Source organism: Chryseobacterium sp. PMSZPI (assembly GCF_002835665.1).
Classification (GTDB): Bacteria; Bacteroidota; Bacteroidia; order Flavobacteriales; family Weeksellaceae; genus Chryseobacterium.
Genome location: NZ_PIZV01000009.1, coordinates 1 through 14,314, shown reverse-complemented (window position 1 = coordinate 14,314; position 14,314 = coordinate 1). Strand labels below are relative to the sequence as shown.

Sequence of the window (14,314 nt, the reverse complement as noted above, 5' to 3'; positions counted from 1 at the left end):
ATCTATGAAGTTAGCAGAAATATCGATTAAAAGACCCTCGCTGGTAATTGTATTATTTACAATTCTAACGTTGGGAGGTATCCTGAGTTATACGCTCATGGGATACGAATTGATTCCGAAGTTCGAAACCAATATGGTAACGATTTCTACGGTATATCCGGGAGCTTCACCTGCAGAGGTGGAGACATCCGTGACCCGAAAGATTGAAGATGCCGTTGGTTCCTTGGAAAACGTAAAGAAAGTAGAATCTTCTTCCTATGAAAGCTTATCGGTTATTATGGTACAGCTGAATAACGGAGCAGATGTAGACTTTGCTTTAAATGATGCACAGCGTAAGGTAAATGCTATTTTGGCAGATTTTCCTAAAGATGTAAAAGCACCCTCTCTGAATAAATTCTCCTTGGATGATTTACCTATTATCACGATGAGTATTTCTTCCGACAAATTGAATAGTAAAGACCTTTACGATTTATTAGATAAAAAGATCGAACCGATTTTTTCCCGTGTAAATGGAGTAGCAAAGGTTGATCTTGTAGGAGGACAGGAAAGAGAAATTCAGGTGAATCTTGATGAGAAAAAATTGCAGGGATATGGACTTTCAATAGGGGATGTACAACAGGCAATTCTTTCATCTAATCTGGATTTCCCGACAGGAAGTTTGAAAACCAGAACTACAAAATCTACCATTAGACTATCCGGAAAATATAAGTCTATTGCAGAAATGAACAATCTTGTAGTTTCCAATAAAAATGGAGCTCAGGTTCGTTTATCTGATGTTGCAACAGTTTTTGACTCTCAGAAAGATGTTGAAAAAGTGGCAAGGTTTAATCAGTTTCCAACTATTTTAATACAAGTTAAAAAACAGTCTGATGCCAATGCAGTAGCGGTATCTGAAAGTGTTCAGGAAACCATTAAAAAAGTAGAAGAAGCATATAAAGTTCAGGGAATAAAAGTAAAAGTAGTAAACGATACCACAGACTTTACTTTGGAATCAGCTAACCACGTTATTTTCGACTTATTTTTAGCGATTATCCTTGTAGCTATTGTAATGCTATTGTTCCTTCACAGTATCAGGAATGCTTTTATTGTAATGGTTTCTATCCCTGCGTCATTGGTGGCAGCATTCATCGGAATGAACCTGATGGGATATACATTGAACTTGATGAGTTTACTAGGACTTTCCCTTGTGGTAGGTATTCTTGTGGATGATGCGATCGTAGTACTGGAAAACATTTACCGTCACATGGAGATGGGTAAAAGTAAGATCAGAGCAGCATACGATGGAGCATCAGAAATTGGATTTACAGTAGCAGCGATTACCCTGGTAATTGTAGTGGTATTCCTTCCGATTGCAATGAGTTCAGGTCTTGTTGCAAATATCCTTGCTCAGTTCTGCGTCACGGTAGTTATTGCAACCTTATTATCATTGTTAGCATCATTTACCATTATTCCTTGGTTATCATCAAGATTTGGTAAATTAGAACATCTGACAGGTAAAAACTGGTTTGAAAAATTTATCCTTTGGTTTGAAAGCTTAATCGACAAATTTACTCACTGGGTTACAGGTATTCTTGAATGGTGTTTAAAAACAACATTAAGAAGAATTGCTACGGTAGTGATTACATTCATTATCCTGTTGTCTTCATTCTCGTTGGTGGCATTTGGTTTCATTGGAGGTGAATTTTTCCCGCCGATTGACCGAGGTCAGTTCCTGGTACAAATGGAATTGTCGAAAGACGCTACCATTGAAAAGACTAACCAATTGACATTGGATGTAGAGAAGTTTCTAAGAAATGATAAAGACGTTGTAGATCTTATTACAACAGTTGGTCAGCAATCGACAGGTTTTGGTGGAGCACAGGCTACCACTTACCAATCTGAGGTTCAGGTCAACTTAACAGATAAATCTGAACGTTCTGAAAGTACCAATATCAAAGCAGCTAAAGTAAAAAGAGCATTAGAAGAGAAATTCACAGGAGTTGAATTCAAAACTGCTCCAATCGGTATCATGGGTGCGGAAAACGCTCCGATCGAAATGGTAGTAACAGCTCCTGATAATGAAACTGCTGTAAAAGAAGCAACAAGAATCCTTGAATTATTGAAAAAAGTTCCAGGAGCAGTAGATGCAGAATTATCTACAGATTCAGGTAACCCTGAAGTACAGGTAACTCTTGACAGAGATAAAATGGCTTCTTTAGGATTGAATCTTTCAAGTGTAGGACAAACGATGCAAACAGCATTCAACGGGAATACAGATGGAAAATTCAAAGCCGGGGAATATGAATATGATATCAATATCCGTTTTGGAGATTTCAACAGACAATCCATTGATGACGTTAAAAATCTAATCTTTACAACTCCTCAGGGACAGCAGGTTCGTTTAAGTCAGTTTGCCGATGTTAAAATGGGATCAGGGCCAAGTTTGCTTGAACGTAGAGATAAATCTCCTTCTGTAAAAGTAAGAGCAAAAGCTGTAGGTAGACCAGTTGGAGACGTTGCAAACGAATGGGCAGCGAAATTTATGAATGATAAAAAGCCTATCGGTGTAGACTACATCTGGAGTGGTGATATGGAAAACCAGCAGGAAGGTTTTGGTACCTTAGGAATTGCTTTATTAGCAGCTATTGTATTGGTATACCTGGTAATGGTATCATTGTATGACAGTTTCGTTTATCCTTTCGTAGTATTGTTCTCCATTCCGTTGGCGATGATCGGGGTAATGGTTATCCTTGCCTTAACAGCCAATTCATTGAATATCTTTACGATGCTAGGGATGATCATGTTGATTGGTCTTGTTGCGAAGAACGCGATTATGATCGTTGACTTTACGAATGCAAGAAAAGCAGCCGGAGCAAGTACTCATGATGCATTGATCCAGGCTAACCACGCACGTCTTCGTCCGATCCTTATGACCACGATTGCGATGATCTTCGGTATGTTACCGATCGCATTGGCAACAGGAGCTGGAGCAGAAATGAATAAAGGTCTTGCATGGGTAGTTATCGGTGGTTTGACATCGTCCCTATTCCTTACCTTGATTATCGTACCGGTAGTATACTCTTTATTTGACTCTATTTTAAGAAGAATGGGTAAAGATAATAAAGTAGACTACGAAGCTGAAATGAAAGCAGACTATGTACACAGAGAACTCAATGAAGACGGATTTACTCCGAAACATTTAGATAAATAAATTAAACCTTATTAATTAACCGAAAGCGCCTCAGATTTTCTGAGGCGCTTTTTATTTTACCAATTTTAATAGTTTGCTATCATAATCATCAAGCAGTTGTCCGTGTTATATTAATTCCTGACAATTGACAATTCAATAGAAATGGGCTTTAGCCCATTTTATCATTTATAAAAAAATCACTTGGCTTTAGCCGAAACCTATTACCCTAAAAAAACAGTACCCAATAAAGTACTGTCATTATAATTTTTATGATTTAATAAGCTTTATGGCTCATCACAATTTCTTTTCAACTTTGTAAAGATCTTATCAAAATCTTTGTAGGCATTTGCTTCATCGTCACGTTTGGGTCTGAAGCTGTTGTTGGCACAATTGTGAAAGCTAAGCCCGATCATGTCGATCAAAGCATAATCTTCCTTTTGAGGATCATTCATTTTGGCATTGAACCTTGCCATTACTCCTTTGGGATCAGCGTTATTTTTACTTTTGAGTTCAATATAGCTTTTCCATGCTGCAAACATCTTTTCTTTATCAGGAGAGGAGATAGCGTCAATATGCTCTCTGCAGGTGCTGTAAAATTTACTGTCTTTCAGGGTGGTAGGATCGGAGTAAGCGAGGATTTCTTCCTTATTCAGTTGATATTCATTTTCAAAAGATTGGATGGTTTCCTGTTGCAGTTTTTTCCACATCGGATGATTAATCACTTCAAGATTATAGAGTTCCTTTTTCTTTTCCTGATATTGTTTTTCCAATTGCTGAAGATATTCCTCTTTATTTTTACGCACTTCTTCAAGGTTGGATAACTTAAAAACGGGTTGAATATCAAACTGAACACCATTGAATTGATATAAAAGTTTATTTATGCCGTCTATTTCTTCTTTTTTATATTTTGCAGAATCAAAATACCCTTTGTTATCACAATTGAAAGTCTGATAACTGTAAGGTGTCAGATTATTTGTTTTTATGGAGCTTTTTTGCCCCCAAATAGTAACAGAAAGAGCTAAGGAAAGCCCAATCATCATTTTTTCCATGCGCATAGTTGTAGAAAGAATCTGATTTTTTGAATTTCGACGCAAAATTAAGGCTTTAAATTTGAAAATTAAAGGATTAGACCAACTTTATATGTTTATTTTCTCAATTTGATAATACTTTTAATAAATCTTATAATTTTGATTAACTTTTTTGTTTAAAATCAGGTTGTTACGTTGTACTTTTATGCTTATGGTTCATCACAATTTCTCTTTATTTTTGTGAAAACCTTTTCGAAAGTTTTAAATAAGGTACCTTCTTCATCAGCTTTATGTCTGAAGCTATGATTTGCACATTTACTGAAGGCATTCATGAGATCAATAATTGCATAATCATCTTTTCGGGGATCGTTCCATTTCGCATTAAAGGCATCCTTTATTCCTGCATCAGTTTTTTCATTGTTTTGAGGTTCAAATAAACTTTTCCAGGCCGAATACATTTTTTGTTTATCCTGGGTTGTCATTGCATCAATATATTCTTTGCAGGTATTATAAAATTTGCTGTTTCGCAGAGATTGAGGATCAGTATATCCCATGAGGAGCGCTTTTCTAAGTTGATATTGATTTTCCAATAGTTGAATCGCCTCTGCATGTTGAGTTTTCCATATCGGAAGATCTATTATTATAAGTTCAGTAAGCTCTTTTTTTCTCTCCAAATACTCTTTTTCCACCTGTTGTAAAAGTTGCGTGCTATGGTTACGAACCTGATCAAATTTAGCAGGATTAAAAACAATGAGAGACGAAAAAGGAGATTCGGTCAAAGGATATAAAAGTTTGTACGTTCCATCAATTTCTTCTTTTTTATATTTTGAAGAATCAAAATATCCCTTGACGTCACATCCAAAAGTCTGATAACTGTAAAGAGCCAGTTGTCCCTTTTGGGCAGGAAGTTTTTGAGCAATCATCATTATGGATAAAGCCAAAGAAAGTCCTGTAAATAATTTTTTCATGTTTTTTATGGTTGAAAAATTGATACTGTTGAATTTCGGTTTAAAATTAAAACTTAAAATTTCAATTCCGGTGATAAAGAAGGATTATTTACTCACTGGTTTCAGGGATTTATAGGGATGGTTACTTGTTTTTCTTTTGGTTTTTTATATTTTGCAGCCCCCATATTCTGAATTCTGATCAGCTGAACAGATAAGAAATGTAATAATTAAATTATAGAACAAAATATTAAGAATGTACGAAAACCTAGAACAACTGTTTTACCAGGGAGATTTAGAGCAGTGTATTGTGGAAGGAGAACAATACTTACTATCTCATCCCGAAGATGAGGAAGTCTTATTTTTAATGGCAGTAGCTTACCATGACATTGTTTATTATGATGGGCATGAGGAAGTTTATGATGCGATCAGAGACCATGTTATTCCTTATTTGCGCAGAATTCTGCAGATCAATCCCAACAATCAGAAAGCATTATACAACATTCTGAACTATCCTTTGGGGAATGAGTACACTTTGATGCAAATAGCCAGAAGCAAAAAACATATTACTCAGGAAAATAAAGAAGAATTCATAACTTATGCGGAACGTATGTTGGATGATCCTGATTATGCGGGATATGGATATGATTTCCTTGTAAGAATATATGAATCATTACAGGAAAATAAAGCACTTTTAAACAGTCTTGAAGCAGCAATATATTATTGCCGGAAAGCGCATGTTGATGAACGTGAAGTAAGAGACAAAAATGTATCACTTTTCTGGATCAAAAAGATTTACCTTCTTGATCGTGAAAAAATGGTTTCAGGAGCGGAACTTGTTTCCATTATTGAACAAGGACATTCTACTTTTGTAAGCCGTAATGAATATGACTTTATCAATCTTGCCGATATTGCATTTGAAAATAATGTTCCTGATCTTTCACTGAAGATGATGCTAAAGGCGATAAAAGGTGAAAATTCAGCACTTCACATTCATGAAAAACTGGCAGAATGGCATCAGCGTTTTGCGGAACTGATTAGAAATGGATATCATAATCCCGATGTTTTCTATTATCAGTTGATTATTGAACGAAACTATCCTGAAGTACTGAATATTGCAGAAGATTTTTATTACCATCATGCTCTTGAAATTATCAGCTTACATCCGGAGCTATTCTCAGGATATCATTTTGCAGGTACATTCTTATATGAAAACGAGCAATATGCCGAAGCTATTCCCTTATTGGACAAAGCGGTGCAGCTATCATCCAATGCTACGGCCTGGAGAAGAAAAGCAGACTCGGAATATCTTTTGAATGGGACAGTATTATCCGAAGTTCCTGTATTTTCCGATTATCCCGCAGACATTTACAACGAAGGGGTTTATCTGAACGAATGTATAGAGGCATTAGAGAATGAAAATGATAAATTGAAATGGCATGAAGTGGGCCGTATCGTATATGAGCAGGCACATGAAGCATTCCGAAAGTATTTTGGAGAAGGTCAATTTGAAAGTGATTATGACAACGATCTGCATACCAGAGCAATGTGTTGCAATAATTTAGCTATTAAGTATTTGGTGTTGGAAGACTATCAGGCAGCTGTTGCAACAGCTACTGAAGGGCTTACTTATTCAGAATTTATGGAGCTTCATCTTGTACGTATTGATGCTTTACTGAAAGGAGGAAACCATGAAGAGGCAGAAAAAGCACTGAATACCTATTTCAATCTTTACGGAGATTCTGAAGATTATTTTTATAAAACACTTTACAACAGAACACGCCAGATTCAGCTTCATGAATTACTGGGAGTTAAAGGTATTTATAAAGAAGCAGAAGAAGCACTTATCTATGCATATCAGCATACTGTGGAAAATCCTGAAATTGATGATTATGACTATAGAGATTTGGTAGCTAGCAAAAATATATTGGAAGGTATTTTATTTGAACATCAACATAACCAGGATATTGATACCAGACGAGCTTATTATGAAGGAATGGCACAGCGTTTTCCAAAAGAAGCCAATCCTCAGTATGCATTGATGCAGATTTATAATGAGCAAGAAGATTATCAAAATGTAGCAATAGCTGCTAAAAGATACCTTGAAAATAAAAAAGAATTTGTTTTAGATACCTTTGATAAAGCCAAAACTATTTATATGATTGTTAAAAGTGATTTTCTTCAGGGAAATTATCCGGAAGCGGCATCTGTTTTCAGTCAATATGATGCTGAATGTGAAGCGGCAATGGATCCTGAGGAATATGTGCTTTGGCTAAGCTATGGCGTAAAAGTTTATGAAAAACTGAATCAAAAAGAACGGGCTTTATCTCTTGCTGAAAGATTTAATACCATTTATAATGCTGAAGAATGGGGGTACGATGATCTTGTAGAAAGTGTTGAGCTGGCTAAAGCAGTTGTTTTGTATCAGGCCGGAGATTTAAAAGCAGCTCATGCAATATTAGATCAGGTACGCTCGGTTGCAGATTATGATTCTATTGCCGATGAATACAAAGCGTCATGGAAAAAACCGGGTCTATTTTCTAAGTTTGGATTTTAACAGGTAAAGAAGATGGCGCATCGTATTTATGTCTATAATATAGATTCAAAAACAAAAAAAGGATACTCCCATTACCTGGGTGAATGGAATTATGAAATTCCGGAATTGCTTCTTCCTTTATTTTCCTGTAATCCAAGGTCAAAAGGAAAACTACTTTATTTTGATAAAGAAAATGGAGTGGCAAGACTGAAATCATTCTATCAATTGTTGGGTGAACATTATCAGTTGCTTTATAAAAAAGCATACTATGAACCTGTCAATAAGATGTTTGATGTTTTGGATACACTACCTTATGATACCTTTGTGATGAATGCAACGGATGTCTTCAATATGAATGAAGAACGTCATTCCGAGCAGGCAAAAGACTGGGTATTGGAAATTCAGGAAAAAAATAAATTATATGATAAAGCTATGGCCAAGCAGGATCTTGTGTGGCTGGAAAAAGAAATCTTTGCCAGAAGCGGATATGAATCTTTCTTAGAGTTGTTGGAAACAGATTGGATAGATTATGGCCTTGGATATTGGAATGAAGAACTATATAAAAATCCCTCAGATGTTTTTGAAGAAAACAATCTTTGGGGATTGAAAGATAAAAAAGGAAATATTGGAGCTCCCCCCATATATGAGGAAATTTTTGCTTTTAGCGATGATGGAATTGCCGTAGCCCAGAAAAACGGGACGTTCGGGTATCTGAGAAATGATGGTAAAGTTTTGGTTGAATGTACCTATGAAGATGCCTTTGATCCAATGTCTATAGAAGAAAGAGCTTATGGTATTGTACAAAAGAATGAAAAACTCGGATTAATTGACATTACTCTGGGAAAAATTGTCATTCCTTTCGAATATGATGATTTGGATAAATTATTATGGTACAAAGGGCTTTTCAATGCTAAAAAAGAAGATAAGTATCGTGTAATTGATCTATCAGGTAAAGAAATTATTACAGATTATTCGGAGGCAGCTTTTGAACATGAATATCCTGATCTTATTTATCGTAAACAAATAGGAACTTCAAAGAGAGCTTATTATACTTTTGAAGGCATTTTTCTTGGGGAATATCCGGAAAAGGTATTGTCCGGTATTTCGAACGGATATTATTTTGCTAAACCTAATAAATTTCAGAAAAAAATCAACATTATAAAGTCAGATGGAAGCCTTTTGGATTATGAAGTTGATACGATAATGGTACTGGGAGATTACGGTTATACTTCTTTTATTTATAAAAAAGCTAAAGAATGGTTTATTTATAGCACAGAGCTTGAAAAATTCAGATTGAGTGACCATACCATTGAAAATTATCAGAGAGATTGGTATACCCAGTTTATGAGAGATATCTATTTGATTTCTGATGTCAATGGGTGGGGGATTTATAATGCTTCAGAAGATTATTGGTTATTGCCTTCCTCTAAGAAATATAAAAAAATTGAAGCCTGCAAAGAGGAAATTTTTCGGATTACCACTTCAGAGGGAATGTTCTATTATGATCAAAAAACAAATACCCGAAGCAATATCTATGATTATGTCTGCGAGGGATTAGAATACCATGAACAGATGCTTTGTCTTTTTAAAGGGCAGGATATGTTTATCCTTAACAAAGAAAGAGAATTGCTTCAGGTTTCCGATAGTCAGATGGGAACTTTGTATGAGAAAAAGTACAATCTTCGTGGTAAGGATCAAAAGTATTTTCTAGATTTTTACAAAACCTGGACAGAAAATAAAGGCCTGGGATATGAAATGTATTTTGATGATGACATCCTCGTAGCACGTGCTGAAGAATATACCAGAGAAGGTAAAACAGAAGATGCCATTAGACTTTATACGATAGGCGTAAATCGTGGAAATGCAGGAATGATGGTTGATCTGGGTTTTATTTATACAGATGATTCTAATCCTGGATTTTATGACCTTGAGAAAGGAATAGCGTTGTATGAAAAAGCTTCTCTACAAGACCAGCCCGTGGCTTTGAATAATATGGGGTATCATTATCAGGTTGGTAAGGGATATCCTCAGGATATTAAAAAAGCTTTGGAATGTTTTAAAAAAGCTGCAGACCTAGGAGAGGGGTTGGCTATGCAGAATCTTGCACTCTTATATTTTTACGGAGATTACGTGTCACAAGATTATGATAAAGCATTGGAGTATTATAAGCAGGCAGAGAAAAAATTATATTTTAATAATGAGAAGATTGCTGAAATTTATTACCAGAAAAGTGATTACGAAAACCTTCAGCGTTATTTAAGAAAAGATAAAGAAAATACATATTCTAATATCTTTTACGGAATTATGCATGATGAAGGATTGGGGGTAAAAGTAAATCCTAAAAAGGCAATCAAACATTTCGAGAAAGCCTTGGAATATGGACTTTATAACACTGCTTTGAAAAGACTGTTATACTTTTTTAAAGAAGATCCAACTTTTGCCGATCCGGAAAAATTTAAATATTGGAAGGAATTTGGAGAGGAGAACGAGATGGATATTTAATAAAGCAGCTTTATTATTTGTTTTTTTGCCACGGATCCACGGATTTGTACAGATGTTTATGCATATTTTTTTCGCGCAGATTGAGCAGATACCGCAAATTCTAAAAAAATCTTTGATTTTTAAAACTTAAGTCCACTTCTGATCGTCGAGCTTTTAACTTTATAAAACTAAAGTGTTTCAAAAAACTTTTGCGTCTTTTGTGGTTAAATTTTAACTACGGATAACGGATAAAATAATTAATGAATCCGTGGCAATTAAAACTAGTAAACATTACTTTTAACATCTGTGTAGCCATCAATATTTGTGAGAAAATTTATCTTAATAATAGTTGCTGACTTCAATAAGGTTTTGATCAGGATCACGGAAATAAACAGACTTTATCTTTCCTAATGCTCCGGTTCGGTCTACAATACCTTCAATGATTTTAATATTTTTCTGTTTAAGTTCTTCTACAACTTCATGGATATCCGTTTGCACAATAAAACAGAGATCGGCAGAACCACAGGTAGGAGAGCTAGCTTTAGGTTCAAACTCATTTCCCTTTTGGTGCAGATTGATTTTCTGATTGCCGAAAGTGAGGGCTTTTCTGTTATCTCCGAAAGTTACTGCTTCAAACCCCATGATTTGAGTATAAAATTCAATGGTTTGATCAATATTGGCAACGGTGAGAACAAGATGGTCTATATTTTTTACTTTCATGATGATATTTTATAGAAATTTGAATGTCATTTTTTTTAATTTTTAAATAATATTTTATATAAATTCATAACATGGACTGGGATTTATTTTTTTTCGTTTTTTGTTTGATAATCTTTGCCGGAATTTCTTATCTTATTATGCGTCTTTGCAGAAGATGGACTAAAAATAGTAAGTACAAACACTTTCTGAATTTTTTAATATTGATTGTTTCGTTTTCTCTGATTCTATTGATCGCTTTTGCGATCCTTATTGTTAATGTTAGCCTTGAACGGTAAAGTTTCCTGATTTTTTCCAATAATCCAATAAGCTATTAAAAGATTGATAAAGAGTGCAAGCCATACATTCATTCCGTAGAACTTTTCATAATCATGATATTGTTCACTATAAAACAGATTCTTAATGATTCTGAAGGTAAGTGCTGTCGTTGTTACAGCATAGCTTAAAATCATATATCTTTTATGCTTTATAATATTTCCTTTTTTAACGAAAAGTACAGCTGCCATTGTAAAATAAGCCCAAAGAATATCCTGAATCAGAAATCCTGTAATCCCAATTAATCCACCGTTTGAAAACAATCCCAATACGAAGCAGGCTGGAACATTAATAATAAGAATGTTGTAAACGTAAGCCCGCCCAATTATTTTATGTAAACTTCTGTTTTCTCTAAGAAATTGAGCTGAAAATTGTGTCAACCCTGCGAGAAGGCAAAGAGTTATTGAAAAAATATGGATATAGAAGAATGCCAACCAATATGGATTATTAACTACTTGCTGTTTAAAAGCAAGGAAACCTACCGTTTTATCAAAAGAAGTATATTGGGAAATCGTTTTCAACATCAGAATACTGAAAATAAAAACTGAAAACACTGCGATCACTTTAGCAATCTTTATTCCCAATGATTTTGTCATGAATCTTTTTAATCCTTTAATACAGCTTTGATCTGACTTTCCATATCTTCAAGATCATCGAATTTTTTGAGAGTCAAAGACTTTTTATTTTTCTTTAGTTCTTCAATAATTTCAAGGGCAAGTTCTAAAGGTTCTGCTTCATAGCCGAACAAATTCCTGTCAAAATTAATCCCTACCAATAATCCATCACTGTTCATTCCAAGGCACCAATTCTCCAGAAACTCATTAAGTGGAGCAGGAGTGGCTTCATAACGATTCCATTCCTTGTCTACACAGGATTCTGCTCTAGCTGAATCCGACCAGAAACAAATGATTTGTACAGGTTTACCATCTTCATGTTCAAAGTCGTTGGAATAGGAGATTGCATATCCTTTGTCATTTTTTAAGCTATAAACAATTTCTGTTTCACTTACTTTTCTGATAAAGTCTTTGTAGCGGTCCTTTAAGGTAATATGATCTTGTAACACGGTTTAAATTTATGAATGAGAAATAATTTTAGGTGGCCGATCCGGATTAGGAATCACTGCTGCTATTAATATGTACAATCTCTGGGTTTTCGCCATCACTGTTTCGTTTGGATCTCCCTAGCAATCCTATTTCTAAATCATTGGGAACTTCATTATCCAATTCGGTTGGATGTACATAGGTATACATACCATATCCATGGCCGGAAACAAGCCAACCTTCAGTAGAATTCAAATGAATAACACTAAAGTCTCCGGCAGTACCTCCTGCAAACACAGGCCCGAATTCTTTCATCAGTTTAATGGCTTCATCCTGTACATTTTCTATGGTAGTAATATCATCAAAAATAATATAAGTATCATTTTTAAATAATACCCAATCCTGGAATTTAGGATTGATAGCAAGCTTTATATTCTCGAGGGTTGATAAATTATCCATGATATAAATATAGTTATTATAAAATCAGATTCGTCAAAAACAAATTTTATAAAATTCCTTTAATTTTCAAATGCTGTAAAAGCATAATCGTTTTCGCATCTTTAATCTCTCCGGAATCAATCATGGAAAGGGTTTTATTGAAAGGCAATTCCAATACTTCAATATTTTCACCTTCTTCTTCAAGACCACCACCATCATTAATCTTCATTTCACTGGAATATTCGGCAATGAAGAAATGAAGAATCTCAGTCACAGAACCGGGAGACATATAAGCTTCAAAGATCTTTTCAGCCTTAGAAATCTTATATCCTGTTTCCTCTTCCGTTTCCCGTTTGATGCAGTCTTCAGGATTATCATTATCGAGAAGTCCGGCACAGGCTTCAATCAACATTCCTGTAGAATTTCCATTGATGTAAGTAGGTAAACGAAATTGTCGTGTTAAAATAACGGTATGGGTACTCTTGCTGTAAAGTAGAATAACAGCTCCATTTCCGCGGTCATACGCTTCTCTACTTTGGGTTTCTTTGGTTCCGTCTTTTTTTAAAATACTAAAAGTTACTTTATTTAAAGTATACCAATTGTCTGAGAGAATATCTGTTTGTAAAATTTTAATATTAGGGTTTTGCATAAGGAATATCTTCTATATTATAATAAATAGTAAGGTCTCTTTCTTGGGCAATTTTTACATCTTGATCGGCTCCTTTTGATGCTCCTTCTATCCGAAGCACAGCATCACACTTCTCCAAAATACGGTGGGCGATGGGATATTGTATTTCCTGCCATGCCTCATCTCCAATCTGAGTAGAGCCTGCAAGGTGGATTAATGGTAGTGCAACCCATTCTCCAATCATTGGAATATGTCCCTTTTTGAAAATAGGAAGCGCTGCAGCTTCAAGGTTTTGAAGATTCTGCTGGATCAGCTTCGGATCGTCATTTGTCCCGCTACGATAAGGACCTGCAATAAGTATAAGCATAGTTTTTTGTGTAAAATAACGGAACTTACAAGGTAAAAAAAATAATGTAGATTAAGAATAGCTGCTTTTTTGTCGATTGTTCTTCATTGTACTTAAAAACTCAGGAGTAACTCCTAAATAGGATGCAATCTGCTTTTGAGTAATACGTTGCGCTGCCAAAGGATACTTTTGAAGAAAATTGTCATATCGTTCTTCTGCTGAAAGAGATAAATTTTCAATCACTCGGAGCTGTTCTCTTATATAGGCATTCTGCATCATAATTCTGAAAAACCTTTCAAATTTTGGGATCTTAAAGTAAAGCTCATCCAGACTGTCTTTTTGTAATTGTAAAATAACACTATCTTCCAGAGCTTCAATATTTAGCATTGCCGGTTTCTGATGAACAAAACAAAACATATCCGTAATCCACCAATCGCCAACGGCAAACATAACGGTAGATTCTTTTCCGGCAGAATCCGAATAAAAAGCCCTCAGAATACCAGACTCTACAAAACTGATTTCTTTACAGATTTGTTGCTGCTTTAAAACCGGTTCCTTTTTGGCTACTTTTCTTTCTTTAAGTAAAGATAAAAAATATGAAATTTCCTGATTGTCGAGGGAAATATGTTTTGAAATATTTTTTAGAATTAAACTTTCTTCCATAATGAATAG

General features: G+C 34.9%; 12 protein-coding genes. 3 read left to right on the top strand and 9 right to left on the bottom strand.

The genetic code is table 11. The features are described 5' to 3' along the window. Nucleotides 1-4 precede the first annotated feature (4 nt). The gene (locus CW752_RS02585) at nucleotides 5-3,190 is read left to right on the top strand and encodes an efflux RND transporter permease subunit (protein ID WP_101238234.1); all 3,186 of its coding nucleotides are present in this window, start codon (nucleotides 5-7) and stop codon (nucleotides 3,188-3,190) included. A gap of 263 nt (nucleotides 3,191-3,453) precedes the next feature. Here the strand turns inward: CW752_RS02585 and CW752_RS02580 are convergent, their stop codons facing one another. Continuing rightward, nucleotides 3,454-4,224: a hypothetical protein gene (locus CW752_RS02580; RefSeq protein ID WP_228401586.1), complete on the bottom strand. Its 771-nt coding sequence runs from the start codon at nucleotides 4,222-4,224 to the stop codon at nucleotides 3,454-3,456. 182 nt (nucleotides 4,225-4,406) lie between these two features. Continuing rightward, nucleotides 4,407-5,165 carry a hypothetical protein gene (locus tag CW752_RS02575; protein ID WP_101238233.1) on the bottom strand — a complete coding sequence of 253 codons (759 nt, stop codon included), beginning with the start codon at nucleotides 5,163-5,165 and terminating at the stop codon, nucleotides 4,407-4,409. 232 nt (nucleotides 5,166-5,397) lie between these two features. Here CW752_RS02575 and CW752_RS02570 point away from each other — a divergent pair, with 232 nt between their 5' ends. Further along, the gene (locus CW752_RS02570; RefSeq protein WP_101238232.1) at nucleotides 5,398-7,698 is read left to right on the top strand and encodes a tetratricopeptide repeat protein; all 2,301 of its coding nucleotides are present in this window, start codon (nucleotides 5,398-5,400) and stop codon (nucleotides 7,696-7,698) included. Nucleotides 7,699-7,710: 12 nt separating this feature from the next. After that, complete coding sequence (locus tag CW752_RS02565; RefSeq protein ID WP_101238231.1) at nucleotides 7,711-10,179, top strand: SEL1-like repeat protein; 2,469 nt, start codon at nucleotides 7,711-7,713, stop codon at nucleotides 10,177-10,179. A gap of 318 nt (nucleotides 10,180-10,497) precedes the next feature. On the opposite strand, the gene CW752_RS02560 is transcribed toward CW752_RS02565, so the two are convergent. The 7 genes from CW752_RS02560 to CW752_RS02530 all read right to left on the bottom strand — a co-directional run. Continuing rightward, nucleotides 10,498-10,878 (bottom strand): VOC family protein, encoded by a 381-nt coding sequence (locus CW752_RS02560; RefSeq protein ID WP_101238230.1) that lies wholly within the window; start codon nucleotides 10,876-10,878, stop codon nucleotides 10,498-10,500. 224 nt (nucleotides 10,879-11,102) lie between these two features. After that, nucleotides 11,103-11,786, bottom strand: a complete 684-nt coding sequence (locus tag CW752_RS02555) for a DUF2306 domain-containing protein (protein WP_101238229.1) — start codon at nucleotides 11,784-11,786, stop codon at nucleotides 11,103-11,105. A gap of 8 nt (nucleotides 11,787-11,794) precedes the next feature. After that, nucleotides 11,795-12,253 (bottom strand): DUF2750 domain-containing protein, encoded by a 459-nt coding sequence (locus tag CW752_RS02550; RefSeq protein ID WP_101238228.1) that lies wholly within the window; start codon nucleotides 12,251-12,253, stop codon nucleotides 11,795-11,797. A gap of 46 nt (nucleotides 12,254-12,299) precedes the next feature. Beyond that, the gene (locus CW752_RS02545; RefSeq protein WP_228401584.1) at nucleotides 12,300-12,689 is read right to left on the bottom strand and encodes a hypothetical protein; all 390 of its coding nucleotides are present in this window, start codon (nucleotides 12,687-12,689) and stop codon (nucleotides 12,300-12,302) included. Nucleotides 12,690-12,735: 46 nt separating this feature from the next. Continuing rightward, entirely contained in the window at nucleotides 12,736-13,317 is a 582-nt protein-coding gene (gene nudK, locus CW752_RS02540) for a GDP-mannose pyrophosphatase NudK (RefSeq protein WP_101238227.1), read from the bottom strand. After that, nucleotides 13,304-13,663, bottom strand: a complete 360-nt coding sequence (locus tag CW752_RS02535; RefSeq protein WP_101238226.1) for a DUF4406 domain-containing protein — start codon at nucleotides 13,661-13,663, stop codon at nucleotides 13,304-13,306. The genes nudK and CW752_RS02535 overlap by 14 nt, the downstream gene beginning before the upstream one ends. A gap of 51 nt (nucleotides 13,664-13,714) precedes the next feature. Next, a partial coding sequence (locus CW752_RS02530; RefSeq protein WP_228401582.1) for a Crp/Fnr family transcriptional regulator occupies nucleotides 13,715-14,314 on the bottom strand: 600 nt, incomplete at its 5' end.

What these genes read in the sequence shown, in the direction of transcription:
- CW752_RS02575 (WP_101238233.1), bottom strand. Translation starts at nt 5,165, where the DNA reads ATGAAAAAATTATTTACAGGACTTTCTTTGGCTTTATCCATAATGATG.
- CW752_RS02565 (WP_101238231.1), top strand. Translation starts at nt 7,711, where the DNA reads ATGGCGCATCGTATTTATGTCTATAATATAGATTCAAAAACAAAAAAA.
- nudK (WP_101238227.1), bottom strand. Translation starts at nt 13,317, where the DNA reads ATGCAAAACCCTAATATTAAAATTTTACAAACAGATATTCTCTCAGAC.
- CW752_RS02535 (WP_101238226.1), bottom strand. Translation starts at nt 13,663, where the DNA reads ATGCTTATACTTATTGCAGGTCCTTATCGTAGCGGGACAAATGACGAT.
- CW752_RS02560 (WP_101238230.1), bottom strand. Translation starts at nt 10,878, where the DNA reads ATGAAAGTAAAAAATATAGACCATCTTGTTCTCACCGTTGCCAATATT.
- CW752_RS02585 (WP_101238234.1), top strand. Translation starts at nt 5, where the DNA reads ATGAAGTTAGCAGAAATATCGATTAAAAGACCCTCGCTGGTAATTGTA.
- CW752_RS02545 (WP_228401584.1), bottom strand. Translation starts at nt 12,689, where the DNA reads ATGGATAATTTATCAACCCTCGAGAATATAAAGCTTGCTATCAATCCT.
- CW752_RS02580 (WP_228401586.1), bottom strand. Translation starts at nt 4,224, where the DNA reads ATGCGCATGGAAAAAATGATGATTGGGCTTTCCTTAGCTCTTTCTGTT.
- CW752_RS02555 (WP_101238229.1), bottom strand. Translation starts at nt 11,786, where the DNA reads ATGACAAAATCATTGGGAATAAAGATTGCTAAAGTGATCGCAGTGTTT.
- CW752_RS02570 (WP_101238232.1), top strand. Translation starts at nt 5,398, where the DNA reads ATGTACGAAAACCTAGAACAACTGTTTTACCAGGGAGATTTAGAGCAG.